This is a genomic window from Nocardia albiluteola, assembly GCF_018860155.1.
Lineage (GTDB): Bacteria > Actinomycetota > Actinomycetes > Mycobacteriales > Mycobacteriaceae > Nocardia > Nocardia albiluteola.
In genome coordinates this window covers 1-26603 of record NZ_JAHKNI010000019.1, presented here as the reverse complement: position 1 = coordinate 26603, position 26603 = coordinate 1, and the positions used below count along the sequence as shown (strand labels likewise).

The window sequence follows — 26603 nt, the reverse complement described above, 5'->3', positions numbered from 1 at the left end:
CTCGACCTGCCCTCGCCGAGCCGGCATCGTCAGCCTTACCGTTGCCGACCGGCTCGGCTTCGCGGCCGAGCGACAGCAGGGCCGCCCGGCCAGCGGGGCCCTCGATGTCCCATGATTCTCGTTGCCAGAGCAGATGATTCGGCCGACACCGAGCGAAGTACGGTGAAGCGGTTCAGTTCCGCGCCGCGCGCTCGGCACGCTCCAGCGCGACGGCCCGCCGCATGGTTTCGCGGGCGCGGGTCCGGTCGCCCGCGTAATCGTAGGCGCGGGCGGCGCGGTAGTTGGTGCGCCAATCGTCCGGGGCGGCTTCCCATTCCCGCTTGACCTGTTCGAAAAGGGCGTCGGCGGCATCTTTTTCGATGCGGCCCGAGGGACGGCGGGGCAGCTCGGACACGTCCAGCTCGCCGCCCTCGGCGTGGATCCGGCGGGCCAGGTGCTGATGAGCCAGGGCCGCACGGATACTCGTCGCGACCACCCAGACGCCGATGATCGGCAGGATCAGCACGCCGACGCCCATCGCGACGGCGGCGGCCTTCCCGGTTGCGATGAGCGCCACCGCGATCCGGCCCAGCAGCAGGAAGTAGAACGCCAGCGCGATCACCAGGAACGCGATGAACCCGATGACCTTCAGCAGCTGGCGGTTGTTATCGGTAGCAGCGGTCATCGCCGCACCTCCTCATCGGCTCCGACCGGGGATACACGAACGGCACTCATCGAACGCCCGCACGAGTCAGCACGGCACCGACATTGGGCTGTGTGCTCAACGAGCCGATGTCGTTGTGCCTGTGGCACATTCACGCTCACAGGTCCAGCAGCGGGTCGAGCCCGACTGTCAGGCCCGGCCGCGCTCCGATCTGCCGCACACCAAGCAGCACGCCGGGCGTGAACGAGGTGCGGTCGAGGGAATCGTGACGGATGGTGAGCGTCTCGCCCTGGGTGCCGAACAGCACCTCCTGGTGGGCGACGAGCCCGGCCAGGCGCACCGAATGCACCCGCACGCCGTCGACGCTCGCGCCACGAGCGCCGTCGAGTTCGGTGCTGGTGGCGTCCGGGCTCGGCCCGACGCCCGCGTTCTTGCGGGCCTCGGCGATGATTCCGGCGGTGCGGTAGGCGGTGCCCGACGGCGCGTCGGCCTTGTTCGGGTGATGCAGCTCGATGACCTCGACCGAATCGAACCAGCGGGCGGCCTGCTCGGCGAATCGCATCGACAGCACCGCGCCGATCGCGAAGTTCGGCGCGATCAGCACGCCGACCTCTGGCCGGTCGGCCAGCCAGCCGCGCACCTGCGCCAGGCGGGCCTCGTCGAATCCGGTGGTCCCGACGACCGCGTGGATTCCGTGCTCGACCAGCCACCGCAGGTTCGGCATCACGACATCCGGATGCGTGAAGTCGACGACCACCTGAGCGCCCACCTCGGTGAAGCCCTCGAGCCGGTCCCCCTTGTCCAGGCCCGCGACCAGCTCCAGATCCGGCGCCGCCTCGACCGCCGCGCACACCGCCTGCCCCACCTTGCCCAGCGCGCCGAGCACACCCACCCGGATCCGGTCCGCACTCACCTTGATCTCCTCACATGCCCGGCCGACAGTCTCCGCAGAGCCTACTGCTCGCGGTAACGCGAGCCGGACACCGTCCGTCCGGAAGTGCCGCAGGTCTCACCCGGCGACCACGCACAGACGGGCCGGACAGCGCCGCCACCGCCGGCCTACTCCGGCCCAGGCCGATGCGCTGTCATCTGTCCGCTTACGAGCTGCACTACGCCCGCCAATCCCAACTCCATACCGGGCCGGTCGCCCGCAACCGGCACTGCCGGCCCTCAGTCGAAGACGATGACCTGCCGCAGCCCGTGTCCGGCAGCCAGTTCGTCCATCGCGTGGTTGATGTCCTCGAGCCGCAGCCGCGAGGAGACGAGGCGCTCGACCGGCAGCCGGCCCTCGCGCCACATCCGCACGTATTCGGGGATGTCGCGGGCAGGGACGGCCGAGCCGAGGTAGCTGCCGACGATCGAGCGACCCTGAGCGACCAGGCCGAGCGGCGAAATGCTCGCGCGTGCTTCGGGATTGGGCAGCCCGACGGTGACCGTGGTGCCGCCCGCGGCCGTCGCCGCGACCGCGGTCTCGAAGGCGCGCACGTTGCCCGCGGCCTCCACCACGACCTCCGCCACGATGCCGCGTTCGGCCAGCTCCGCCGGGGTGTACACCTGCGTCGCGCCGAGTTCGGTTGCCAGCGAGAGCTTTTCGGGCAGGGTGTCGACGGCGATCACCTCGCTGCCCAGGTCCTTGCGGAGCGAGGCGGCGACCAGCACCGCGGCCATTCCGACCCCACCGAGCCCGACCACCATGATCCGGTCCCCCGGCCCCGGCTTCGCCGAATTCAGCAGCGCCCCACCGCCGGTCAGCACCGCACAGCCCAGCACCGCGGCCACCTCGGGCGGCACGTCGTCGTCGACGGGTACTACCGAGCGCCGGTCGACCACCGCATGCGTGGCGAACCCGGACACCCCGAGATGATGCTGAATCGTCTCCTCACCCCGCAACAGCCGCCGCCCACCACCCAGCAGCTCCCCAGCATTATTCGCGACGCTGCCCGGCACACACGGTGTGCGGCCGTTGGTCGCACACCCCTCACACTCTCCGCACCGCGGCAGAAAAGTCATCACCACACGCTGCCCCACCTGCAGGTCACTCTCACCGGACCCGATCCGCTCAACCCGCCCGGCCGCCTCGTGCCCGAGCAGCATCGGCACGGGCCGCACCCGATTCCCGTCCACCACTGACAGATCCGAGTGGCACAGCCCCGCCGCCTCGATCCGCACCAAAATCTCGCCGGGACCAGGCTCCCCCAACTCCAGCTCCCCGACGACCAGCGGGGTCGACTCGGCGTACGGCGCGGGCGCACCGATGCGTTCCAGAACAGCACCACGGATCTTCATGAGCGAAACGCTACCCCGCACCAACCCCCTGCTGCATGACCACTGCACAATCCCCGCACCCAACTCCCCGTCGTTCGCGCCGCCCGCACCCGACCCGCCCCGCTCGCCCGAAGGACCGGGTTCGCCAAAAGTCGGCTTACATCGATCCGTCAGCGGCAGAGTCTGTCTTGACCGATCCGGCTGTCGTACCAGCGATGTCGCCTCTGAGCACAGCTGGCGTGACGATGCGGGCACGGTTGTGGACCGATTGCCGGACAGACCGCAACAGCCCCCTCCGAATACCGCGCGCCGCTAGCCGACCACCCCCGGCCGCACCCGCCCGTACCCCGTTTCCTGCTCGAACGCATACCCCGCCTGCAGCACCGCCAGATCCGCATGATGCGGACCCACGATCTGCACCCCGACGGGCAGCCCGCCCGGGGTGAATCCGGCGGGGACCGACAGAGCCGGGCAGCCGGTGGCGCTGATCAGATACGCCGAGCGCATCCAGTCCAGGTACGTCTGCATCGGTTCGCCGTTGATCTCGCCGGGATATTCCAGGTCGATGTCGAACGGCACGACCTGGCTGACCGGTGCGAGCAGGACGTCGTAGCGGTCGAAGAATTCCCGCACCCGGTGGAACAGCGCGGTGTGCAGCTGCTTGGCGCGGGTGATCTCCTGCCCGGTCAGCGACCGTCCGGCCTCGATATTCCAGATCAGCGACGGCTTGAGTAATTCGCGATGCTCGTCCAGCAGCGACCCGAGTCCGAGCGCGAAGTTGGCCGCGCGCAGGGTGCGGAAGACCTCGTCGGCGCCGGTCAGGTCCGGGCAGCCGGGTTCGACGATCGCGCCCAGCCCCTCGAACACACGCGCGGCGGATTCGACGACCTCGCGAACCTCCCGCTGCACCGGCACCGCCCCGCCCAGGTCCGGCGTCCACGCCACCCGCAGCCCGCGGGGCTCCCGGAGGGCCAGCGACGCGAAATCCGTGCCGGGCTCGCCGAGGGCGATCGGGCTGCGCGAATCGGGCCCGGCCAGGACCGACAGCAGCAGCGCCACGTCGCCGACGCTACGCGCCATCGGTCCCTGCACAGCGAGGGTGAACCAGCCGTCCGCGACGGGCCAGCTCGGGACCCGTCCCGGCGAGGGCCGCAGCCCGACCACGTTGCAGAACGAAGCCGGATTGCGCAGTGACCCACCCATATCGCTGCCGTCGGCCAGCGGATGCATGCCGCAGGCCAGCGCCGCCGCGGCCCCACCGCTGCTGCCGCCCGCCGATCGCCCCGGATCGTACGGGTTGCGGGTGGCACCGAAGACGGGGTTCACCGTGTGCGAGCCCGCGGCGAACTCGGGCACGTTCGTCTTGCCCAACGCGATGGCCCCGGCCGCGCGCAGCCGCTCGATCACCAGTTCGTCGCGCGCGGGCACGTTCGCCGCGAACACCGGCGACCCGTAGGTGGTCAGGACTCCGGCGGTATCGTGAGTATCCTTGTGTGCCATCGGAATTCCGTGCAGCGGCCCGACGGGAAGCCCCGCGGCCAGCCGCTCGTCGGCCGCGTGCGCCTGCTCGAGGGCCTGCTCGGCAACCAGCGTGACAACGGCATTGACCGACGGGTTGACGCGCTCGATCTGCGCCAGATGCGCCCGGACCACCTCTGTCGCTGACACCTGCCGCACGCGCAGCGCCCGGGCCAGCTCTCGCGCGGAGCTGAAACACAACTCCGAATCCCCTGCCGCGGAACCATTTCCGGTGCCGTCAACGGACGACGTGTCATCGATGTCCACCGCGGTACCTCTCCTTGCGCCCGGCCACCCGGACCGTACCCGGTCCAGCCTGAACGCCTTTCCCGATCCCGGCAAGACCGGGTCCCGCTCAGCGCGTGACTCTGTACCGCGACAACCGATTCGGCGGATCGCCTAATAGATCCAGTAGTCGTAGGCCTTGGCGGCCAAACGGATCGGCTCGTCGTACAGCAGGGCGCGCAGCGCGAGCGGAAGTTCGCTCCACTCGCGCAGGTCGCGGTGCCCCTCGGCGCCGAGGTTGTGGACCTTGCGGTCGAAGACCGACAGATCGAAGCCCGCCGGATCCAGACCGGCGAACGCGCCCACCCGCCGCGCCGTGCCCGCCGGATCGGCGGTGTAATCCTCGTAGCGCAGGGTCAGCACCGGAAGCGCGGTCTCCTGCTGGAACGAGGCGGCGATCCGCTGCCAATTGTTGATCGTGGCCTGGGTTTTCGCGCGCGTCCACCAATCGGTCTGCTCCCATTCGTCCAGACTGCACAGCACGCTGCGCGGATCCCGGACGACGAAGATCACCCGGGTGCCCGGGAGGTACCGCCGCAACGCCTCGGCGAATCGCAGGTCGTACCGCACCTCTTTGAAGCCCCAGACCCGCGCGCCCTCCGCAGCGAACAGGCGGGTGCAGAACGCCTCGAACGCCTCGTCTACCACGGCTTGCTCCGGCATCAGGTTGGCCATGAAGCCCTGATAGCCCTGCTTGGCGAATTCGTCCCGCCCGCCCCAGCCGCGTTGTTCGTTGTGGCCGCGCAGGCCCTCCACCGCCTCGAGAATATTCGCCAGATGCCCGCGCTGCTCCCCCCAGATGAACGCGTCGGGATGGGAGGAGATCAAGCGCTGCAGCAGCGTGCTTCCGCAGCGCTGACCAGCGCCGAGAACAAGGAGCGGAGACGACATTTCGTCAGATTACCGTGCTGACCTCCGAGGATGCGCCACTCACCGACGACCTCGAGAAACACCTCAGCATTCACCCAGAAACCTCACAGCACGAATTCGGCCGTGCGGTTCGTGTCACTTTTCCCATGCCATAGGAAGATTCGGCGCGGTCTTCATGAAGCGAGCACGCACAGGCCGAAATCGGGCGCAACCCTAGTAGGCGCGACCGAAAATGACGCGCTTGCCGTATGCCGATGCCGCCCCGCATCGCACGCAGGCACCGGTCGCCGCCGGGCCCTCCAGCGGTATGCAGCGCGGGGTGGCCGCGGTGACGGATTTGATGTCCTCCTCGCACGCGGGTATGCCGCAGTGCAGCGCGACGGCCCATCCGGTCGACACCGCCTCGGCGAATTCGTCCCAGCTCTCGACCGTGCGGGTGTGCTCGTCACGGAACTCGGTGGCCCGGGCCAGCAGGAACGCCTGGAACTCATCGAGGATGGCGGGCATTGCCTGCGGCAAAGTATCAATCGGCACGGCCTCCTTACCGTCCCGCCCCAGGCGCCTGACCAGCATGACGGTGCCCGCCTGCAGATCCCGGGGACCGAGCTCGAGCCGGATCGGCACCCCGCGCATCTCCCACTCGTTGTATTTGAAGCCGGGCGTGACCTGTGTGCGGGCATCGACGTGGGTACGCACCCCGGCCGCTCGCAGACGCTGGGCGAGCTCGTCGGTGGCCGTGAGAACCGTCGTATCATCACCGCGCACGATCGGCACGATCACCACCTGATGCGGCGCCAGGCGCGGAGGGAAGACCAGGCCCTTGTCGTCGCCGTGGGTCATCACGATGCCGCCGATCATCCGCGTGCTCATGCCCCAGGATGTGGTGTGGCACAGCTCATCCCGGCCCGCATCGCTGGTGTAGCGGATGTCGAACGCGGTCGCGAAGTTGGTTCCCATGTAGTGCGAGGTGCCCGCCTGCAGCGCGCGGCCGTCACGCATCATGCCCTCGATGGTGAAGGTCGCCACCGCGCCCGCGAACCGCTCGCCCGGCGTCTTCTCCCCCGCGATCACCGGCATCGCGGCCAGCTCGCGGGCCACCTCGTGGTAGATGTCCAGTGCGAGCATGGTTTCGCCGCGGGCGTCCGCCTCGCTCGCATGCGCCGTATGCCCCTCTTGCCACAGGAACTCCGTGGTGCGCAGGAACATTCGCGGCCGCATCTCCCAGCGCACCACGTTCGCCCACTGATTCAGCAGCAGCGGTAGATCGCGGTGGGAGTCGATCCATTTGGCCATCATTTCGCCGATGATCGTCTCCGAGGTGGGCCGCACCACCAGCGGCTCCTCGAGCTCCTTGCCCCCGGCGTGAGTGACGACGGCAAGCTCCGGGGAGAAGCCCTCGACGTGCTCGGCCTCGCGGCTCAGGTAGCTCTGCGGGATCAGCAGCGGGAAGTACGCGTTCTCGTGGCCGGTGTCCTTGATGCGGCGGTCGAGCTCGGACTGCAACCGCTCCCACAGGCGGTACCCGTACGGTCGAATGACCATGGTGCCCTTGGCCGGGCCGCGGTCCACGAGACCCGCCTTGAAGACGACCTCGTTGTACCAGGCTGAGAAATCCTCGCTCTGGGCGGTGACACCGCGCTCATCCCTTGCCATGTTCCGAGACAGTACTGCGCCCGGCTGTCCGGATGCGAGACGTTTTCGGCGCGAGTTCGGCGCCCCGTTCCAGCCGGGTTCGCCGAGGTCATCGCGCCGGGACCGATCAACTGCCCACGGTATTCGCGCTGTCGTACCCCGCGGGGAGAATGTTCTGCGTTATCTGCGCGACATTGACGGACTTATCGATCTGCCCCGCCTCGAGGAATGCATCGCCCAGCTGCTGCTCGGCGTCGATGTCGGACTGCTGCGCCGGGGTCACGTGGAATTCGTATTCGGCGAGCACCGCCTTGGCGTCGGCGAGCGGGATGCCGTCCTCCCGGGCGATCACCTGCGCGAGCTGATCGGGATGCTTTGCACCCCAGGAGAATTCCGCAGCAAGACGCTGGAAGACGTCGGTGAGCGCCGCACGTCGCGACGGATCGGCAAGGTCCCGGTTGGGCGCGACGTAATAGTTGCTGGTCTGATCCAGCGGCGGCAGTCCCTTGACCAGTGCGCGCGCTCCCTGCTTGATCGCCAAGGCGGACTGCGGATTCCAGATCGCCCACGCATCGACCTTCCCGCTCGCGAAGGCCGTCGCACCCGCCGCGGGGTCCAGGAAGTCCAGCTGGACGTCGGCCGGAGTCAGCCCGGCGCTCGCGAGCGCGTTGAGGACCAGCCCGTGCGCGGAACTGCCCTGGGGCACAGCGATTTTCTTGCCGCGCAGGTCCTGCGCGCTATGGATCGACGAGCCCTTCGGCACGAGGATGTTCTCGACGGCCTGCGTCGGATCCAGATACCGCGACACCCCGACGATGCTGAACCCGTACTCCTTCGCGGCCCCGGTGATCGGGGGGACGTCGCCGACGCTGCCCAGGTCGAGATCGCCGGACGCCGCGGCCTGCACCAGCGGCGGCCCGAAGGTGAATCGCGCGAACTTCACCTTGTACGGGGCGTTGTCGAAGACGCCGGTGAGCGCCGCAAGGCCCTCGCTGCCGTCCCCGCCGTTGTCGCCGATGGTGAAGGTGTAGTTGCTCCATTCGGGATGATTCGCCGATCCGAAGGTCTTGGCCAGCGGCTTGGCCGTCCCCGCGCCGGACGAGCCGCACGCGGCGAGGGTGGTCACGGCCGCGGCCAGCGCGAGGGTTCGGAGGGCATGGTTGAGCGTGATCGACATTCGAGGTCCTTGCTGATGTGAAAGTTGTCGCTGCACTTGCCGAGAGTTATTGCCGTGCAACGAGTCCGAGCTCGGTGAGCAGCGCCGCCCGCAGTTCCTCCCGGGCGATGCTCGCCTCCCGGTCCGCGGCGGAGAGTCCGACCGAATGAGCACCCCCGATCCGGCCGCCGCTCATGACGACGATGCGATCGGCCAGCGCGATCGCCTCGTCGATATCGTGGGTGACCAGCAGCATCGCGGCATGATGCCGGTGCCGCAGGGCCCGGACGAGCTCGTGCATCCGCAGGCGGGTGATGGCGTCCAGCGCCGCGAAGGGTTCGTCGAGCAGCACCAGATCGGGTTCCGAGACCAGCGCGCGGGCGAGGGCCACGCGCTGCGCCTCGCCGCCGGAAAGTTCTCTGGGCCACGCCTTTTCGCGGCCTTCCAGCCCGACCTCCCGCAACGCCGTGCGGGCGCGGCGGTCGGCGTCGGCCCCATGCAGGCCCAGGGTCACATTGCGCACGACCCGCTGCCAGGGAAGTAGCCGATCGGCCTGAAACACGATGGCGCGCTTGGCCGGAACCTCGACGACGCCGCCGTCCGGCCGATCCAGTCCCCCGAGCAGCCGCAGCAGGGTGCTCTTGCCGCAGCCCGACGGGCCGAGCAGCACCACGAGTTCCTCCGCCTCGATGCACAGATCGAGATGATCCAGAACGGTGCGGTCACCGAACCGCCGGACCACCTGATCCACGAGCACCCCGGCCCGCAACCTCGGCTCGAGTACGCTGGTCACGACTCCACCTCGCTCGGTTCCGTCGCACCCACAGCCCGGCACCTTCGCTCGCGCCGCTTCGCCCCGTTCACGATGCCTCGTAACCGGGTCGCCAACGCAGCACGACCCGCTCCAGGATCCGGACGAACTGATCGGCGAGCAGCCCGAGGATCGAGTAGATCACCAGCCCGACGAACACCTGATTGGTCTGCAGATAGGTCTGCCCCTGCGTGATCAGGAAACCAAGACCCTTGTTCGCATTGACGGTCTCCGCGGCAACCAGCCCCAGCACGCTGTAGGCCAGGGAAAACCGCAGGCCGACAAGGAATCCCGGCAAGGCCCCCGGCACCAGCACCCGGCTGACCAGTCGCCAGGTCCCCGCGCCCGTGGTCCGCGCCATCTCGATGAGCCGCTGGTCGACGCCGCGTATCGCGGAGAAGAGGTTCAGATACATCGGGACGAACGCGCCGAACCCGATGATCAATACCTTGGGCAGCTCGTCGATGCCGAACCACACGATCATGATCGGGAGCACCGCGAGGATCGGGATGGTGTTGAAGATGCTCACCACCCCGTTGAACAGGTATTCGCCGCTGCGCAACAGTCCCCCGGCGATGCCCGTCACGATGCCGGCCGTGAGGCCGATGGCGAGGCCGGTCGCCGCCCGGCGCAAGGAGATCGCCAGATCGGGACCGAGCACGCCCTGCTGCCACAGCTCGACCGCCGACCGCACGATCGCGGTCGGCGCGGGCGCGTAGGCCGCACCCAGGATTCCGGTCTCGGAGAGGATCTCCCAGAGCACCAGGATCAGCACAGGTGTCGTGTAGATCCCCAGCGGCCAGGTGATGCGGCGACGCAGCCGCGCGAACCGGTTGCCCGCCCGGGCACCGTCTGCCACGAAAACCTCGCGCGCCGGTTCCGGTGGCGCGACGTCCGGCGCACTCACGAACCCGCCGATGACGGGTGGCGCCACACCCGCGCGTGTCATGCCGCGGCCTCGAGGACAGGTGAGTAGTGCGACGAATCGCCGACCAGCTGGCGGCTGCGGGTGCCGTCGACGCCCGCGGGCAGTTCCCCGGCGACGGTTACCCGGTTGAGCCGGCGCGGATGGTGGTCGTAGTTGTCGATCGCGTAGTGCTGGGTGATCCGATTGTCGAAGATCACCAGCTGATTCGGCGACCACGACCACCGGACCACGTTCTCCGGACGGGTCACGTACTTCTGGAACGTCCGCAGCAGATCCCTGGATTCGCTGGCCGAGAGCCCGACGATCCGCTGGGCGAAGCCGCCGATGAACAGCCCCCGCTCCCCGGTCAGCGGATGTACCCGAACGACGGGATGCTCGGCCTCGTAGACGGTCGAGACGAAGATCCGGTCGTGTTCCTGCCGCGCCGCACTCGCGGCGGACGGGCGGACGTAGTCGTAATCATTGGTGTGCACCGCGCGCAGGGAGTCCGCGAGGTCGCGCAGCGAGGCGGGCAGATCCCGGTACGCGGCGCCGGCGTTCGCGATCAGCGTCTCGCCGCCGTACGGCGGCACCACGATGCTGCGCAGCGTCGTGAGCTGCGGCGGGTTGGCGACGAAGGTGACGTCGGTATGCCACTGGTTGGATTTCGAGGTCTCGCTGTCGACCGGCAGCACCCGGGCGGCGTCCTGCACGGCCGGCAGGGTGGGGTGCGCGGCGGTCAGCTCCCCGAACCAGGACGCCACCCGCTGCTGGCCCGCGTCGTCGAGGTGCACGCCGTCGAACACGATCGCCTTGTGCACGTTCAGGGCTTCTCGCAGCTCCGCGATGTCATCCGCGCTGGGCTCACGCTCGAAATCGAAATTCTCGATGACCGCGCCGATCCGGCTCGTCAGTTTACGGGCAGACACAGGCATGGTGGAACCTCCGAAGGGCATCGCGTACTGCGTAATTCGGATTTCGACGGTACGGACGCCCAGCGATCGGGTAACTCCTTTAACTCGCCGGGATTTTGAGCCGCGCGGACCCGGTACCCGAGCCGGCAGGCTCAGGCCGCGGGCTCCGCGGGCGGACCCGCCGGGGCCGGGGGCCAGATCTCGGGAGTGATCTGCGCCGGTTTGTACTTCGGATCGATATCCCAGTCGACGCGCACGCCCACCCACGCCTTGGGCTGGTCGAAGTGGGTCTGTTGGGCGGCGAATTTGGTGCGGCGGAAGCTGATCTCGCCGAAGAAGTCGCCACCGGAGAAGTCGGTGGCGCGGCCCTCGAAGTGCACGTCGGCGAAGGAGACCGCGCCGTGGTATTCCGCGCCGGAGAGATCGGTGCCGATGGTGGCGCTGCGCCGCCAGCGCGTACGCGCGCCGAACCGGGCGCCGTCGAAAATCACTCGCGCGGCATAGAACTTGGCCCCGGCGAACGAGATTCGCGCACTGTCGAATTCGGCGCCGTCGAAGCGCACTGCGGAACCGTCGAATTCCGCGCCGTCGAATGCGGTGGTCTCGGTGAGAAACTTCGTGTCGGCGAACGAGGTCCGCTCCCCGGTGAAGGCCGTCTCCTCGAACGTCACCTTCACCCCGCGGAAGACCGCGCGCTCGAAGCCGGTGCGGGAGTCGAACACCGCGCCGTCGAATCGGACCCCGGATCCGGGAATCTCGCTCTTGGCCTGCTCGATCGGCGCGAACTCCGCATCCCGGAACAACGTGGTCGCGCCGCGGAATTCGCAGCTGCGGAACGAAATATACTGCCCGGTGAACCTGGCGAACTCGAAGGTCGTGGCACGGTTGCCGGTGAAGACCGCACGAGCGAAATAGGTGCGCTCCCCCGCGAAGATCGCCCGCCGGAAGTCCGAATCCTCCAGCACCGCATCGGAGAAGTCGAAGTTGCACATCGACCACGACACCTCGGCCGTAGGCCGCACGTGCGCGACGATCACATCGACGATGGCGCGACGGACCTGCCGATCATTCTGCCGCAGTTGATATTTCAGCTCCTGCTTACGGCCGTCGACCTCGACGGTCTCGGACCTGGACACCAGATGATTGGCGCCCGCCTCGGGTTCGTACGGCAGCCGGAGGTATCCGCACAGCACATCGACGCACTGCTGGCGCCGGCTCGCGGAACCGAATTCGTCGGCCACCCCCGCCATCGCATACACGCCGGCGATGCGCACCGCCACGTCCGGATCGCCGAGTTGCTTGGCCGCCGCGCCGAACTGCTCGGTGAACCGCCCGCGCTCGTTGTCGCGCTGCCGCCGATACGCGACGACCAGGGCGACCGCGCCGCCCACCCCCGCCGAGATCGACAGTGCGATCTTGGTCAGGTCCAGCTGATTCGGCGGTTGCACCCTGGCCCCCAACGCCAGCCACAGCACCCACCAGGCGATACCCGCGATGGCCAGGCCGCCGACCACCGCGAACACCACAGCCAGCAGCAGCGCCGATCGCTGCGCCCGGCGGGTCAGCCGCTCGCCGAACCGCCCCCTCCGAAACATAGCGGCATGGTAGCCCCAAATCGGCACCACCGCAGCGACACTCATCGCACAGAACAGCCGGCACGCTTCCGCACCCCTCGGCAGGCGCTACCGCACGCTTCCTGTTGTCGTGCAGCGCACAGAAACTCCTCACACACCTCCATGCCGTCATCCCGGCATGCTTGCGGACCGTCGTCCAGGCATGCTTCCGGCCGGGATCCACACCCGCTGTGCGAGCGCAGATCCCGGCCGGAGGCATACCGGGACGACGAGGATCAATCCGCCGCGCGACCCCGCAGGCCGATGACGGCCGCGCCCACGCAGGCCAGGGCGACCGCGATGACGAACCAGGGGAAAATCGTGGCCATCCCCCACTCGGTCGCCGCCCACCCCGCGAGCACGGTCGGCAGCGCCATCGCACCGTAGGCCAGCAGGTAGTACGCCGACATCGTCTCGCCGCGCTTGTGTTGCGGCACAACGCTGGCCAGGTGCCGCAGCGAGCCGCCGAAGCCCAGGCCGAAGGTCGCGCCGAGCACCACACCGGCCAGCAGCACCAGCACCCAGTTGTGGGTCGCCAGCGCCGGAATGGTCAGCAGCAGCGCCACCGCCATGCCGAGATCACCGGCGATGGCCGCGCGCCGGGCCGGAATTCCGGTGGCGAACAGCTGGGCCAGCGCACCGGCGGTGGCGGTTGCCGCGACGACGGCGCCCCCGAAGACGAGGTTGTGCACGCCGGTCTTGGCCGCGGCCAGCGAGGGGTACAGCGACAACAGCACGCCCAGCACCGACCACGCCGCCATCACGCCCAGTGCCGAGAACCAGAAGTCACCCCGGATCTCCTGCGGCACGGCCGGTTTGGCGATCGTGATGGGGCCCGTCGCACGTGCGGTGTGCGGTTCGCGCATGGCCAGCACGCCGACGCCGATCGCCAGGCACAGGATCGTGATCACCAGATACGGCGTCCGCAGCGGATGCGGCACGTACTGCGCCAGCAGCGCCGAGCCCAGAATCGCCACGGCCATACCGACATTGAATGCCACGCCGCTGAGCTGTCCGGTGCGCGCGCCGTGCTTGGGCTTCAGGTCCAGCAACGCCGCGGCGCCAGCGACGACGGTGGATCCCACCGCCAGGCCGTGCAGCGCCCGCGCCAGCAGCAGCATCGCGACGTTGTCCGCGAAGAGGAAGACCACCAGGCCCACGATCATCGTCGCGAAGGCGCCCAGCAGCACGGGTTTACGTCCCACCACATCGGAGATCCGCCCCGACACCAGCACCGCGGCCAGCGCGGCGACGGCGTAGACGGCGAAGACGATCGTGGTCGTGAACGGTGAGAAGTGCCACTGCCGCTGGTACAGCCCGTACAGCGGCGCGGGCGCACCGGATACGCCCAGCGCTACGCCGCTCGCCAGCAGGATCAGGGCGTAGGCCCAGGGTTGGGTGGCCCGGTGCGCAGGGGCTTCGACCACCGCCGTACTCACTGCCATCGTTCACTCCATCAGGTAAGTTTGATTGTGATCGAACTCAACGACCGTAACTAGGGTTTGATTCCCGTCAAACCCACAGTGGGGTAGATCATGACCGGAACCAAGATGACCGTGGAATCGCACCCCGTGGGCTCGGTGCAGGATGTGCTGGCCGCACTGCAGGACCCCGTGCGCCTGGAGATGGTGCGCCGCCTGGCCAACGCGGGCGCGCCGCAGCGCTGCGGCACCCTCTACGACACGATCAACAAGTCGACTGCGACGCATCACCTGAAAACCCTCCGCGAGGCCGGGGTGACCGAGCGCATCGTCGATGACGGACAGGTCTACGCGCGGCTGCGCCGCACCGAGGTCGACGAGGCACTGCCGGGGCTGCTGGATTCGGTGATCACCGCCGCCAACCGGGCACACGAGGAGTGAGCGGCGCCCGGATACGTCTTCAGTTCGCCCTGCCCGACTCCGCGGTGACGACCGCGGCCTCCACTACGTCACGAATCAGCGAGCGCGGTGTCGTGGTCGGCTGGAACGGGGCGGGCAGTCTTCACTGAGGATCGACTGAAGATAGCCACCTCGCAGTTTCCGATATATCAGCATGTCAGAGCCGGTTTTCCGGCTCCGCGGGCAGTCGCGGCGAGCCGCGAGATCCGGTTACCCTCACCGCGTTGTTTCACGCACCAACCGGAGGGATCCACCATGCGAATTTCGAAGCTGCGCTTGACCATTGCCGCCGTCGTGGGCGCCGTCGTCTTCACGGGAGCGGGCGCCGGCGTGGCCTTCGCCTTCCAGCCCCACATGGTCAGCGCCCGCGGCGACCTGCAGGCCGCCCAGACCGAGCTGCAGCAGGCGAGCCCCGACAAGGCGGGCCACCGCGTCAACGCCATGAACCTGGTCCAGCAGGCGATCAACGAGGTGAACGCCGGAATCCAGGCGGGCGCACAGTAATTCGCCTCATCGCTCCCGGACGGCCGCCTCGCGCGCGGCCATCCGGGGATGAGGTCGGTCGGCGGGGTGAGCACCCACGGCGGGACGGCCGGTTTTACACCGTATTGTCGGTGCGTCAGTATGGGCGTATGACAGATATGCCCTCCATGTTCACGGTCGACGACGCCGGACGGTACCTGCCGACGCGGTGGGCGTTCGGCCGCTGGGGAGCCGACATGCTCAGCGGACCGGCGGTCTGCGGCGCCGCGGCGCGCACGCTCGACCGCGACCACGGCCGGGCCGGCTTCATTCCGGTGCGCTTCACGATCGACCTGTTCAAGGCGGCGAAGGGGCAACCGCTCGAGGTGCACACCGAGGTGATCCGCGAGGGCGGGCGCATTCACATCTCCCAGGCCAGCCTGCGGCAGGGCGACACCGAGGTCGCCCAGGCCCGCCTGGTCCAGCTGCGGGCGACCGACGCCCCGCACGGGCAGGAGTGGCACTCGGAGCACCCGTTCGATCCGCCCGCCGACGCCGGCCTGAACTGGTGGTACCGCAGCGACCACGACTGGTCGACCGACATCAGCGACCACCAGAACCCCGGGCGCAAGAGCCTGTGGACGGTGCCGCTGGGCGCGGTGGAGGGCGAGGAGCGCAGACCGTTCGTCGAGGCCGTCATCGCCGCGGAATCCACCAGCCTGGTGACCAATTTCGGCTCCGAGGGCGTCGGCTACATCAACGGGGATCTCACCGTGGCGCTGGATCGCCTGCCGGTCGGGGATCGCATCGGCCTGCACGCCCAGAGCCATCTGACCGCGAACGGCGTATCCGTGGGCACCGCAACGATATTCGACTCGAGCGGGCCGATCGGCACCGGCATGGTCACCGCCCTGGGTAATTCCGCCGCCCAGATCGACTTCTCCCAGGGGATGAAGGTGCCGCCGATTCGGTAGGACCGATCAGGCGAGGCCGAGGGCAGCGGCGGCGGCCTCGCGCGCGGCCCGGCGATCGGTCTTTCCACCGGGTCCGATCTCCAGGTGGTCGACCGCAACGACGTACTCGGGCAGGTATTCCGCGCTCACTCCCCCGGATTTCAGCCACTCCGCAAGCGATTCCGTATCCAGATGCGCGTCCGCCGCGAGCACCACCACCGCGCAGACGCGTTCGCCGAAGACCGGATCGGGCACACCCACCACGGCGACATCGGTGACGCCGGCGTGCCCGCGCACCAGGTTCTCGATCTCCACGATCGAGATGTTCTTCCCGCCCCGGATGACGAAATCCGCCGTGCGCCCGACGACTCGGACCCGGCCCGCCTCGTCGACCTCGACGATGTCGCCCAGCAGCATCCAGCCGTCGCCGGTGTACAGCTCGGCATTCGCGGCGGGATCGTCCCAGTAGCCCGCGGACACGAGCGGACCGCGAACGGCGGGGCGCCCGCGGCGGATCGGTCCGGTGCAGTCGGCGCCGGACTCGTCGAGGATGCGGACGTTCATCGATTCCAGCAGGTACCCGCACGTGCGCAGCCGGGTCTCGACATCGTCGTCGACGGTGGTCCGGCTCACCGCGCCCGACTCGTTGGATCCGTAGAACTGGAGAACCTTTGCCCCCGTGCGCTGTTCGAATTCCAATGCGTCGCGATAGGGCACGGGTTCACCCCCGGTGTACAGCACCCGCAGGCTCGACAGATCGCGTTCGCGCGCCGCGTCCGAACGCAGCAGCATCTTGAATTGCGTACTGACGCAGCACAGTACGCTGACCCGCTCGCGCTCGATCAGCATCGCGGTCTCCTCGGCGTCGAACCGCGCCGTCACCGCGACCGGGATGCCGAGCAGTGCGGGCAGGAAGTGCGCGGACCAGAGGCCGAATCCGAACGGGGCGGGCACGATCGAGCACAGCACGTCGCCCGGGCCGATCCCGCCGCCCACCATGGCCTCGCGCGCGAACTCGATCCACCGCCGTTCGTTGTGCGTGACCACCTTCGGCAGGCCGGTGGTACCCGAGGTCGAGTTCAGGATCGTGATGTCCGAGGTGGCGAATGGCGTTCGCGCCACGACCGCCCCCGGATCGAGGCCACGGTGATCAGCGTCCGGGCCCCCGCACGGCCCATGATGTGTGCGATCTCCCGGGCTCCCGACCGGACGCCGATCGCCGTCGCGATCCGCCCCGCGCGGTAGCACCCGCACAGCGCGGCATGCACGATCGCCGTATCGGGCACCACCAGCGCCACGCGCGCGCCGGCGCCCTCGCGCAGTTCCGCCGCGATGGCCTCGGCCGAGTCGTCGTATTCGCGCCAGGTCGTCGTCCGGCCGGCGGTGACGAAGGCGGGTTCTCCGGGGAGCTGCCGCGCCCATTCCCTGACGATTTCGCTGATCGACAGGTCGCCGTACTCCTCGGGCGCGCTCGCGAATCCACCCGGGCGGATCGCATGCCCGGTCACCTCGCTGTCGGTCATCACGATCGCCTCACTCCCGCTGACGCCGCGCCGAGGGACGTGCAACGCCCGTCCGGCCCGAGAACCCTGCACGATACCGGCCCGAAGAAACGCGCGGATACCATCCGGCGCCGCTGACGCCATGACGTCGGCCCAGGCCCGGCCGGCTCGGGTGACGTGGTCACTGCCCGCGCGCCGGAACTCGGAGCATCCGACGATGGCCGAACGCGGTGGGTCGACACCGGGCCCGAAGGAAACCAGGGCGCCGCGATGTCCGCTCGGACTCAGAGCAGTCGCTGACGCCCGAACGCGGCGAACTCGGAATCCAGCTCAGCCCGATCCTTGGCGGTCATCAACCGGTACTCCGGCGTCCCGCGCCCGACCCACCGGTAGACCGCCTCGCCGGTGTGCCAGGTCTCGGCCTGCAGCTCGCGCTTCAGAATCTTGTTGGAGCCCGTCACCGGTAGATCGGCGGACACCCGGAGCAGCCGGGGCGCGCCCTTGGTGCCGAGATCATCCTGGGCGGTGAGGAATTCGGCGAATTCAACGGCGTCGAAGGCGGCCGGATCGGCGACCTCGATGGCCGCCATCACCTGATCGCCCGAGCGCGGGTCGGGCACGGCATAGACCGCCGCGGCGATCACCCGGGGGTGGCGCCCGAGCACCCGCTGGATCAGTAGGGCCGAGGTGTTCTCGCCGTCCACGCGGATCCAATCTCCCCGCCGGCCCGCGAAATACAGGTATCCGTCGGTGTCGACGTAACCGAGGTCCCCGGTCCAGTACCAGCCGTTGTGGATGCGGTCCGCATCGGCGGCATCGTTCTTGTAGTAGCCCTCGAACGCCAAAGCGCCTCGCTTGTCGACCATTTCGCCGATCGCCGCATCGGGATTGAGTACCCGGCCGTACTCGTCGAGTTCGGCCCGGGCGCACTCGCTCAGGGTCGCCGGGTCGACGATCGCCACCCCCGGATGGGCCGGACGGCCCAGCGCTGCCGGTGGCGCGCTCCGGTCCAGGGCGGCCAGGCTCGGCCCCTCGCTGGACCCGTACCCCTCGTACAGTCGCGCGCCGAACCGCCGGCTGAACTCCTCCTGGTCGGTCACCGACGCCTCCGTGCCGAAGCCCCGCACCAGCGGATTGTCCAGGTCCACCGGCGTTTCCGGGGTGGCCAGTAGATATCCGATGGCCTTGCCGACGTAGGTGAAGAAGCTGGCGCCGAAGTAGCGGACGTCCGGAAGGAATTGCGAGGCGGAGAATTTCGGCGTCAGGCAGACCGTCGCGCCGACCGTCAGCGCGGGCGCCCAGAGCGCCATGATCGCATTGCCGTGGAACAGCGGCATGCAGCAGTAATCCACGTCCTCGCGCACATGCCCGAACTTCGTCGCGGCCGCGTACGCGGTGGTCGCCAGCCGCTGCTGACTGCACTTGACCGCCTTGGACGTTCCGGTCGTTCCCGACGTGAACAGCAGCAGCATCAGCGACTCCGGGCCACCCACCGCCTCCGGCTCCGCGCCCCGGTGCTTATCGACCATCGCGGCATAGGCCGGATCGTCGACCAGCAGGAAACGATCCGGGCTCAGCCCGAGATCCAGCTCCCGCAGCCGCACCATCCCCGCCGAATCGGTCAGGATCAGTTGACAGTCCACATAGCGAATATCGTTCTCCAGCTGGGCATTTCCCCGAGTCGGATTGATACCTGCCACGGTGGCGCCCGCCAGCGCCGCCGCACCGAGCCAGAATACGAAGTCCGGCACGTTGTCCAGCAGAACCCCGATATGAAAGGGCCCCTCCCGCCGCAACTCTCGCGCCAGCGCGGCCCGCGCGGCCGACTCGCGCACTACCTCGTCCCACGTCCAATCGGCGGTCCGGGTCCGCAACCCGGGGTGATCGTCCCCCACGCGATCCAGCAGCATCGTCGCGATATCGGCACGGAGCAGGTCGGTCATCGGCCGATCCTATTCAGCCACCGCCGTTCGCCGCCGCGATCGGTTCCGCTCAGCGGGCCGGCGCTCGACCGGAACGATGCGGGTCCGGGGCTCCCGCGCCCGTATCAGCGGTGCCATCAGGCCGATGTCAGGCCGGTATCAGGCGAGCCCGCGACCGTACTCCCATGAACAACGCAGCCAAGAACCTCGACAACGCCAACAACTCGGCCTGGAGCGGCATGGTCGCCGTCGACGACACCGCGCTGGCGGTCAGCGACTCCGGCGGCCCCGGCCGCCCGGTGATCTACCTGAACGGCTCCTACGCGACCCACCGGAGCTGGAAGCCGGTCATCGCCGAACTCGGCCCGGGTTACCGGCACATCACCTTCGACGAGCGCGCCCGCGGCAAGTCCGGGAAGTCGGCGGACTACTCGTTCGAGGCCTGCCTCCGGGATATCGACGCCGTGGCCGGCGCGCGCGGTGTGCAGCGCCCACTGCTGGTCGGCTGGTCGTACGGTGCCGCGCTCGCAGTGCATTGGGCCACAAGGAACCCGGATCGGATCGCCGGCGTGGTCATGGTCGACGGCGGCTATCCGTGGGACTACCTCGCGACCGTCGACAACGGCGACCGGGAGGCCGGGAAGGCGGAGATCCGGCGGCTGTTCCGCACGATGCGCGTACCGATGGCGATCGCCGGCATGCTCGGTCTCGCCGCGCGCATGAACCATGAGCAGGCCGCCGAGGTCAACATCGAACTCAACGAGATCGTGGCAGCCAGCGATCCTGTCTTCGACCTGGTCACCTTCCCCATGCGGTTCGTCGTGGGCTCCGGCGGCGCGCAGGGCGCCACCGAAGAGGGGCATGCGGCGATGCGCGCCACCCTGGATCCGATCCTCGCCCGCAACCCCAATGTCCGAATGAGCGCGAAGGTCGCGAGCAACCACACCGGCATCGTGCGCAAGGACTTCCGCGCCATCGCCGCCGCCGCGCGGGAGGTTGCGGCCGCGTCCGAGCGTTGATGATCCCGGCGGGCGCCCCTCGTCGAGAAGGGTTTGCCGCCAATCGATTTCAGGCGAGTGGAACTCCCGCGATCGGCGTGGTCGTCGGCGTGGGCGAACCGCCCGCCGGCTCGACCGAGACCGCCAGCGGTCGGCGTTCGACCCGAGCCGGCCTGCCTGGCACAGGCCGTTCGGGTGTGATGGGGATTCGATGACGTCAGCGCCAGGGGGCGGTGCGGTCCCGTTCCAGGGCGCGGTCGATGCGGTGTTGGATGGTCGCCTGGAGTTTGTCGGCGGTGAGGGCGGTGGCCTCCACGCGGTCGCCCAGGGTCAGGAGGTAGCGGCCGGTCTTGTCGAAATCGACGACCCGGAGGTAGTCGCCGCCCTCCTGCCAGCCATCCAGGGCCGGGCCGAGGTCGACCTTGATTTCCAGGTAGGTGCGGTAGGGCTGGCGGAAGAAGCGCATGGCTTGTTCACGGGGGCTACGGGTTTCGCCGGCGCTCCAGGTCTCCTGCGGGGCCAGGTCCAGGCGGTTGATCGAGACGCCGGGGGCGGTGCCGGGCGGGACGTCCGGCAGGAGAGAGACCATGCGTTTGACCACACCGCCGGGGCCGTGCAGGTAGACCCGGATGTCGCCCGCCGCCTCGAGATCGGTGGCGGCGCCCGGTTCCTGGACCAGCAATGCGCCTGCGCCGTCGGCGATTCCGGCGTGCATGCGGACCATACGGTCACGTCCGTCGCGGCGATAACCCAGCATCTCCACCCGGACTCGGGGCTGCGCAAGGACTTCGAGAGCCTGATAGATGCCGGGATCGGCGTGCGCCAGTTCCGCGACTCTGCGTGCGGCGATGGCACATTCGCGGTCGAAGTCGGACCCGACCTCGATGTCGCTACGGAACTCGAGCGGGAACGGCATGCGGTCGCGGCCCACAGCCCGCCAGGCACAATAGAATTCGACCTGGGTGAGCTTCCACGCGCTAGCTGTCGGCATAATCGCCGCCGATCACGCCGCCGGGAAGGAGTTTCGGCTCGGGGCCCACGAGTTCCTCCTGAATGCCCTTGAGCCACTCCGGCGTCTTGTGTTCGCCATCCCCCTCGCCTTTGCCCTTCTGACCGGCGCCACCCATCATTCCGCTCGGCATGCCGGAGGTGGTTTTGCCTGCCGCGGTGGTTGCGTTCGCGGCCGTGGTCGTCGTGGTCCCGGTGGTGCCGGGAACGCTGCTGCCCAAGCCGCCGGTCGAGGAGTTGAGACCACCGGTGCCGGTGGTGCCCGCGGTGCCGACACCCGACGGGCTGTACCCGGCGGTCGAGGTGTTCGTGCCTGACATGCTCGAGCTCAACCCGGACAGATTCGACGAGGTTCCGGTCTTGGCGTCGGGGAGATTCAGGCTCGACGGGGAAGTCGAGCTACTGGTGCTGGACGAGGGACTCGAGGGGCCGGACGCGCCGGTCGGGCTGTTGCTCGTCGAGGGGCCGTAGCTGTGCGCGTTCGAATTGGACGACGGGCCGTAGCTGGACGAGGGGCCGACGGGGCCGGACGCACCGGTGTGGGATGTATTATCCGCCGTGGTTACTCCCGGCATTTTCGGAACATTTTGGTCCGATTCGGGGAGATACTTTTTATATACATTGTTCATTACGTCCCGGGCGGCATTCTGGGCATTGTCCCTGCGGCCGTGATCGGCCATTACCGAACCTATGAGGCTCGTTGGATTCCCTGTTACACCCGTTACCACATCGGTCACGATTCCCAGAACGGAAGTCGCGCGATTCTGCGGCTTATCCGGTATCTGAGCTTTGACCTGGGTCAAGGTCGCCGCCGCATCGCTGATCTTGGTAGCTACGATGGCCGCCGCGTTTTTGAGCGTGTCCACGTCGTCGACATACTTGCGCACATTTGCCTTCGCCGATTCGGCCGAGGCACCGGACCAGCCGTTGTTGATAAGCCCCTCAATGGCGCCCTGAAATAGAGTGGCCTTGGTGTGCGTGTCGTCAGCGAGCGTTTTCCACCGTCCCGCGCTCTCATTCATATCGTTGGGAACAACCTTGTCGCGATATTGAATGATCCGATCGTGCGACATCGTGTCGAAGCTCTCCATCATCGCCGCCACGCCCTCCGGCAGGTAGTCGCCGTGGAAATTCTGGGCGAGTGTGGCGCCCTGTGTTTGAGCAGTTGCCCGATCTTGCTGCCCCTGCGTTCCCGCATTCGTCGCACTCTGAGTGGGACTTACGCTAGGATCAAACAGGCCTGTGAGGCTACTGATGAAGTCTCCGAAACCCATTGGTCCCCCCTTCGATTATCTATGCATCGAGATTTTTCATAGCTTGTCGGATCTTGTCTTTCGTGGCCTCATCCGAGTTCTTGAATGCATCTCGCGCTTTTTTGAACATTTCTTCCATTTGTTGAATAACGGCAATGCGTTGACTGACGGCGTCTCCAAAGGATCCGGATCCAGCCTCACCACTGCCCAGCGTGTCGAACTTGTTGGCGAGATATTTAGCGGAATTGAGATCGCCGAACGCATCGACGTGAACCAAGAGCTGAGCCCGGTCTATCAGAGCCTTCAGGTCCACGAGATGGTTCTGACAGTGCTGTATGCATTTATCAGCTACACCATCTTCGATGATCAGCTGCCCCGATCCTGCGCCATCCGCCAAGGTTGCGAACTGCTGTTTCATATCGACAGAGTCAACCATTTATTGATCTTTTCATGTTCCTTTATATCTACTTCGGAATCAGATTATTCAGCGAATTCGTGGTACTGAGCGCGATAGCGCAAACATCACCAGCAGACGGGGAGCCCACCGATTGTCTGACAATCAGTTCGACAAGACCTTTAGACGTCTGAAAGTCCACACCGCAGCTACCCCAGCTACCCTCGGTGTAGCTGAACGCCTTACGCCCCGGGACATCTACGTCATGGACGTTTTTGAATTTGTCATTCGACCGAGCCTCATCGATGGTATGCGTGGTTGAATCGACATCCAGAAAATATGTGTCATTGTTCCAGCTGCACGCTTTCCAACCGGTCGACTTGCTGCCGAGTGGATTCGTATTCTTGGTGTCGGCCTTGACCCCGGTGGCCGCCACGGCGGAATCAGGCAAACTGCATGGATCCCACAGTTGATCAGGGGTGAGCGTCTGGGCCGATGCCTGTGGCGTGCCCGACTCCGTGGACTTGCCGCATCCAGCCACCGCCAGTACCACACACGCACCGGCCACTACTGCGAGCGCACGCATACAACCCCCGATCATCGAGAAAAAGTTGGTCTCACCTTAGCAACTTCGGCCCCCCACCTCGACCTCTCGTTGCGACTTGTACGTTTCCGCCGCTGACCTGCAGCTCAACAGACGTGAGTCGGGCGACTCGAGAGCCAGCACACGTCGCAACCGAGCCAGGACCACCGATCAGCTGGAAGTACGGGCGCTAACTACCGAGCTTGCCGGTGCCAACGGCGGCTGTGAACGCATCCCACTCGTTTGGGGCGAACACGAGCGCCGGGCCAGTCGGGTTCTTGCTGTCTCGCACCCCCACCAAGCCCTCCTCGAGGAAGGTCACCTCGACGCAGTCCTTCATTGCCGAGCTCCGACACTTATCGGCTACGCCATCCTCGATGATCAGCTGTCCAGATCCAGCGCCATCCGCCAAGGTTGCAAACTGCTGCTTCATATCACCAGAGTCAGCCATCGGCATACCCCTCAGTACCGTGTCGTCTATTTCGGAATCAAGCTATTCAACGAATGCGCGGTATTAAGTGCGGTAGCGCAATAATGGCCAGTAGACGGAGTGCCGGGCGAGGGCCTTACTATTACCTCCACAACCCCTTGCGAGGTTGCAAAGTCCACGCCACAACTGTTGTTGGAACCCTCTGTATAGCTAACAGCCTTCCGTCCAGGAACGTCTACATCGTGGATGTTATGGAAACTTGTACTGGACCGAACCTGGTCCATTGTATGGTTGTTCGCAAAGACCGAGAGGTAGTAGGTATCATTATTCCAATTACACCCTTTCCAGCCGGTGTGTGCGGAGCCAAATGGATTCGTGTCTTTCGTGTCGGCCTTGACCCCGGTCGCCGCCACAGCGGCGTCGGGCAGACTGCACGGATTCCAGAGCTGGTCAGGAGTGAGTGTGCGGGCGGCTGTCGTCGAAGTTCCCGACTGGCCCCCGTTACCGCATCCAGCCACCGCAAGTACCACACACGCACCGGCGACTACTGCGAGCGCACGCATACAACCCCCGATCGTCGAGAAAAGTTGGTTTCACCTTAGCAACTTCAGCCCCAACCTCGACCTCTAGTTGCGACTTGCACGTTTCCACCGCTGACCTGCGGAGAAGCAGCAGCGAATCGGGCGCACCCGGGCGACAGGGTCGGCCTCAAACCAGACGGTTGCCCTGCCTCGAAAGCCGAAGCAGGGCAACCCGGTCGACTGTAGATGCGGTTCCTCCAGCTAGCCGTCGAGCTTGCCGGTGCAAGCAGTGGCTGTGAAGGCATCCCACTCGCTCGGGGCGAATACCAATGCCGGACCGGTCGGGTTCTTGCTGTCGCGGACTCCCACCGCCCCCTTATCGAGGAAGGCCACCTCGACGCAATCCTTGGATCCCGTGCTGCGGCTGCTCTTGAACCAACGGGCTTGAGTCAGATCAACATTCACGCGCGGAACTCCTTTGCAATGTTCAAGATGAGATCGCGAGACTTCGCCTCATCCAGCGCCAACCGTTCGGTGTCGGCCCACACCTGACGATACTGCCGAATCTCGGTTGACTGTTCCAGATACAGGTCGCCGAGGAAGCCTTGAACGTAGACGACCGGTGGCATCGTCAGCTCGATCTTCGGGCGCAAGGGGAACTCCAAGGTCACGAATGTACCGACCATGAGGCCCCAATAGGTTCCGACGGAGTGCGGGACTACGCGAATCGACAAGGTGGGCAGGTCGCAGACATCGGCCAGGTGGAGCAGCTGATCCTCCATCAGGGCTGTACCACCCGTGACTCTCCGCAGCGCCGACTCGTCGATCAGCACCTTCATGCTCAAGGGGCCGGCCTGGCTGGTCAGCCGATCTTGGCGCTTCATACCCAGTTCCAACATCCTCTCGACCTCATCCGGCGGCTTGTTCGGGAACTCGGTCCAGATCAGCTCCCGCCGATAGTCGACGGTGTGCAGCAACCCCGGAAGAAAGGTGGTCTGGTACGACAAGATTCGCTCTGCTGCATCCTCCAGACTCAGGAACAACCCGAACTCCTTCGGGATCGCATCGGCATCGAACGCCTGCCACCACCCCTTCGAAGCGGTCTCCTTGATCAACTCCAGCACAACCTGGATCTCCTGCGGGTCGGCTTCGTACAGCTCGCACAGATGCTTGAGCAGCACCGGATTCAGCCGCACGTTCTGCCCGGTCTCCAGCTTCCACAGGGTGGATCGGGCGATCGAGATGGCCGTGGCGGCCGTCTCTCTGCTGATGCCCTGTTTGCTGCGCATGGTCTCCAAGGTCAGGCCGAGCATGCGGCGGGCGACGTTGCAATCGGTGGTAGTGGATGCCATCTCGGGCCTCCTCGGGCTCGTTACGTAGTAATTCGTTTGTTCAGGAGCGATTCATCTCGAACACGGTTTTGTCGTCAACGGAAACGACGACAAATTTCTCGTAAACCAGAACAGTTGAACGTTGCGGAGCGCGAGACACCGGAGTGTCATAGGAATGCGCCCGGCGGCCGGGTCGACCACCATCCCGCTCACCGCCGCTCGGATCCACTGAGCGGGCCCTCCCCGGGCCGTCGGACGTTCCCAATACCGCACTGTCACAATTACTTTCGGAGTCGAGCGCCATGCTAGAGGATTCAGCAACCCTTGACAAGGAGCCATTCACCATCGCCCTCCCGCGCGATTATCGATCGAATGACCGAGTGGCGCATTCCTTTACGGATATTCCAGTAACCCGGGGAAGACGCACCCACACCCCGGCGCCGAACAACGGGACAGCGATCGCCAACGCCACCACCCGCCGACCAAAAGCGCTCGGATATCTACGCACAGACCTCTCCGGCGTACACGTAACCCGCCACACCGCCGCGCTTCACCGCCATGCCCTCACCCTCGGCTACCAGTACGTCTACACCGTCGTGCGCCACGAGGCGCTGTTTTCCGGTTCGGAGGTGAGAGGCCTTTGAAGTGATTGTGTCGCAGCATGATCGCTGTAGCTGAGGGCTGTGTCGCAGCATGATCGCTGTAGCTGAGGGCAGTCTGATCCGGGAGACGCCGGGGAGGACGGGAAGCAG

Annotated in this window: 28 protein-coding genes; 5 read left to right on the top strand and 23 right to left on the bottom strand. The window is 66.9% G+C overall.

Annotated elements, in window-relative coordinates; translation table 11 throughout:
• Positions 1-172 precede the first annotated feature (172 nt).
• The 12 genes from KO481_RS37085 to KO481_RS37030 form a co-directional block, all read right to left on the bottom strand.
• Positions 173-664, bottom strand: coding sequence for a hypothetical protein (locus tag KO481_RS37085; protein ID WP_215923215.1), 492 nt, complete (start codon positions 662-664; stop codon positions 173-175).
• 136 nt (positions 665-800) lie between these two features.
• Positions 801-1556: a 4-hydroxy-tetrahydrodipicolinate reductase gene (dapB, locus tag KO481_RS37080; protein WP_215923214.1), complete on the bottom strand. Its 756-nt coding sequence runs from the start codon at positions 1554-1556 to the stop codon at positions 801-803.
• A gap of 257 nt (positions 1557-1813) precedes the next feature.
• Positions 1814-2929 carry an alcohol dehydrogenase catalytic domain-containing protein gene (locus KO481_RS37075; RefSeq protein WP_215923213.1) on the bottom strand — a complete coding sequence of 372 codons (1116 nt, stop codon included), beginning with the start codon at positions 2927-2929 and terminating at the stop codon, positions 1814-1816.
• Positions 2930-3220: 291 nt separating this feature from the next.
• On the bottom strand, positions 3221-4693 hold the full coding sequence (locus KO481_RS37070) for an amidase (RefSeq protein WP_215923212.1): 1473 nt from the start codon (positions 4691-4693) through the stop codon (positions 3221-3223).
• Between the two features lie 132 nt (positions 4694-4825).
• Positions 4826-5602, bottom strand: a complete 777-nt coding sequence (locus KO481_RS37065; protein WP_215923211.1) for a sulfotransferase family protein — start codon at positions 5600-5602, stop codon at positions 4826-4828.
• A 192-nt stretch (positions 5603-5794) separates the two neighbouring features.
• On the bottom strand, positions 5795-7234 hold the full coding sequence (gene proS / locus KO481_RS37060) for a proline--tRNA ligase (protein ID WP_215923210.1): 1440 nt from the start codon (positions 7232-7234) through the stop codon (positions 5795-5797).
• A gap of 106 nt (positions 7235-7340) precedes the next feature.
• Complete coding sequence (locus KO481_RS37055) at positions 7341-8390, bottom strand: ABC transporter substrate-binding protein (RefSeq protein WP_215923209.1); 1050 nt, start codon at positions 8388-8390, stop codon at positions 7341-7343.
• 46 nt (positions 8391-8436) lie between these two features.
• On the bottom strand, positions 8437-9162 hold the full coding sequence (locus KO481_RS37050; RefSeq protein ID WP_215923208.1) for an ABC transporter ATP-binding protein: 726 nt from the start codon (positions 9160-9162) through the stop codon (positions 8437-8439).
• Between the two features lie 67 nt (positions 9163-9229).
• Positions 9230-10129 carry an ABC transporter permease gene (locus KO481_RS37045; RefSeq protein ID WP_215923207.1) on the bottom strand — a complete coding sequence of 300 codons (900 nt, stop codon included), beginning with the start codon at positions 10127-10129 and terminating at the stop codon, positions 9230-9232.
• A complete protein-coding gene (locus KO481_RS37040) occupies positions 10126-11022 on the bottom strand; it encodes a TauD/TfdA dioxygenase family protein (RefSeq protein WP_215923206.1) in 897 nt (298 codons plus the stop codon). Before KO481_RS37040 ends, KO481_RS37045 begins: the two co-directional genes overlap by 4 nt.
• Before the next feature lie 131 nt (positions 11023-11153).
• Positions 11154-12596 (bottom strand): pentapeptide repeat-containing protein, encoded by a 1443-nt coding sequence (locus KO481_RS37035; protein ID WP_215923205.1) that lies wholly within the window; start codon positions 12594-12596, stop codon positions 11154-11156.
• Positions 12597-12850: 254 nt separating this feature from the next.
• Positions 12851-14059 (bottom strand): MFS transporter, encoded by a 1209-nt coding sequence (locus KO481_RS37030; RefSeq protein ID WP_215923204.1) that lies wholly within the window; start codon positions 14057-14059, stop codon positions 12851-12853.
• A gap of 90 nt (positions 14060-14149) precedes the next feature.
• On the opposite strand from KO481_RS37030, the gene KO481_RS37025 reads away from it, so the two are divergent.
• The 3 genes from KO481_RS37025 (at position 14150) to KO481_RS37015 (ending at position 15930) form a co-directional block, all read left to right on the top strand.
• Entirely contained in the window at positions 14150-14476 is a 327-nt protein-coding gene (locus tag KO481_RS37025; protein ID WP_215923203.1) for an ArsR/SmtB family transcription factor, read from the top strand.
• 273 nt (positions 14477-14749) lie between these two features.
• On the top strand, positions 14750-14998 hold the full coding sequence (locus KO481_RS37020; RefSeq protein WP_215923202.1) for a hypothetical protein: 249 nt from the start codon (positions 14750-14752) through the stop codon (positions 14996-14998).
• Positions 14999-15126: 128 nt separating this feature from the next.
• Positions 15127-15930 (top strand): acyl-CoA thioesterase domain-containing protein, encoded by an 804-nt coding sequence (locus KO481_RS37015; RefSeq protein ID WP_215923201.1) that lies wholly within the window; start codon positions 15127-15129, stop codon positions 15928-15930.
• Positions 15931-15936: 6 nt separating this feature from the next.
• On the opposite strand, the gene KO481_RS37010 is transcribed toward KO481_RS37015, so the two are convergent.
• The 3 genes from KO481_RS37010 to casI all read right to left on the bottom strand — a co-directional run bounded on the left by KO481_RS37010 (position 15937) and on the right by casI (position 19354).
• Positions 15937-17031, bottom strand: a complete 1095-nt coding sequence (locus KO481_RS37010) for a class I adenylate-forming enzyme family protein (protein ID WP_308166929.1) — start codon at positions 17029-17031, stop codon at positions 15937-15939.
• Positions 16989-17432 (bottom strand): AMP-binding protein, encoded by a 444-nt coding sequence (locus tag KO481_RS43650; RefSeq protein WP_245402072.1) that lies wholly within the window; start codon positions 17430-17432, stop codon positions 16989-16991. Before KO481_RS43650 ends, KO481_RS37010 begins: the two co-directional genes overlap by 43 nt.
• A 263-nt stretch (positions 17433-17695) precedes the next feature.
• Positions 17696-19354: a steroid-22-oyl-CoA synthetase gene (gene casI, locus KO481_RS37005; RefSeq protein ID WP_215923200.1), complete on the bottom strand. Its 1659-nt coding sequence runs from the start codon at positions 19352-19354 to the stop codon at positions 17696-17698.
• Between the two features lie 164 nt (positions 19355-19518).
• Here casI and KO481_RS37000 point away from each other — a divergent pair, with 164 nt between their 5' ends.
• A complete protein-coding gene (locus tag KO481_RS37000) occupies positions 19519-20352 on the top strand; it encodes an alpha/beta fold hydrolase (RefSeq protein ID WP_245402071.1) in 834 nt (277 codons plus the stop codon).
• Between the two features lie 196 nt (positions 20353-20548).
• Here KO481_RS37000 and KO481_RS36995 read toward each other — a convergent pair whose 3' ends face one another.
• From KO481_RS36995 to KO481_RS36960, 8 genes are all read right to left on the bottom strand, one after another.
• Positions 20549-21322 (bottom strand): ESX secretion-associated protein EspG, encoded by a 774-nt coding sequence (locus tag KO481_RS36995; RefSeq protein WP_281066268.1) that lies wholly within the window; start codon positions 21320-21322, stop codon positions 20549-20551.
• Positions 21309-22613, bottom strand: coding sequence for a PPE domain-containing protein (locus tag KO481_RS36990; RefSeq protein ID WP_215923198.1), 1305 nt, complete (start codon positions 22611-22613; stop codon positions 21309-21311). Before KO481_RS36990 ends, KO481_RS36995 begins: the two co-directional genes overlap by 14 nt.
• A 19-nt stretch (positions 22614-22632) precedes the next feature.
• Positions 22633-23010: a hypothetical protein gene (locus KO481_RS36985; protein ID WP_215923197.1), complete on the bottom strand. Its 378-nt coding sequence runs from the start codon at positions 23008-23010 to the stop codon at positions 22633-22635.
• Between the two features lie 46 nt (positions 23011-23056).
• Complete coding sequence (locus KO481_RS36980) at positions 23057-23572, bottom strand: DUF3558 domain-containing protein (RefSeq protein ID WP_215923196.1); 516 nt, start codon at positions 23570-23572, stop codon at positions 23057-23059.
• 187 nt (positions 23573-23759) lie between these two features.
• Positions 23760-24002: a DUF397 domain-containing protein gene (locus KO481_RS36975; RefSeq protein WP_215923195.1), complete on the bottom strand. Its 243-nt coding sequence runs from the start codon at positions 24000-24002 to the stop codon at positions 23760-23762.
• Between the two features lie 44 nt (positions 24003-24046).
• The gene (locus tag KO481_RS44950; protein ID WP_215923194.1) at positions 24047-24562 is read right to left on the bottom strand and encodes a DUF3558 domain-containing protein; all 516 of its coding nucleotides are present in this window, start codon (positions 24560-24562) and stop codon (positions 24047-24049) included.
• 219 nt (positions 24563-24781) lie between these two features.
• Complete coding sequence (locus tag KO481_RS36965) at positions 24782-24985, bottom strand: DUF397 domain-containing protein (RefSeq protein ID WP_215923193.1); 204 nt, start codon at positions 24983-24985, stop codon at positions 24782-24784.
• The gene (locus KO481_RS36960; RefSeq protein WP_215923192.1) at positions 24982-25872 is read right to left on the bottom strand and encodes a helix-turn-helix domain-containing protein; all 891 of its coding nucleotides are present in this window, start codon (positions 25870-25872) and stop codon (positions 24982-24984) included. Before KO481_RS36960 ends, KO481_RS36965 begins: the two co-directional genes overlap by 4 nt.
• Positions 25873-26153: 281 nt before the next feature.
• Here KO481_RS36960 and KO481_RS36955 point away from each other — a divergent pair, with 281 nt between their 5' ends.
• A complete protein-coding gene (locus KO481_RS36955; RefSeq protein ID WP_215923191.1) occupies positions 26154-26495 on the top strand; it encodes a hypothetical protein in 342 nt (113 codons plus the stop codon).
• The last annotated feature ends 108 nt before the right edge of the window (positions 26496-26603 follow it).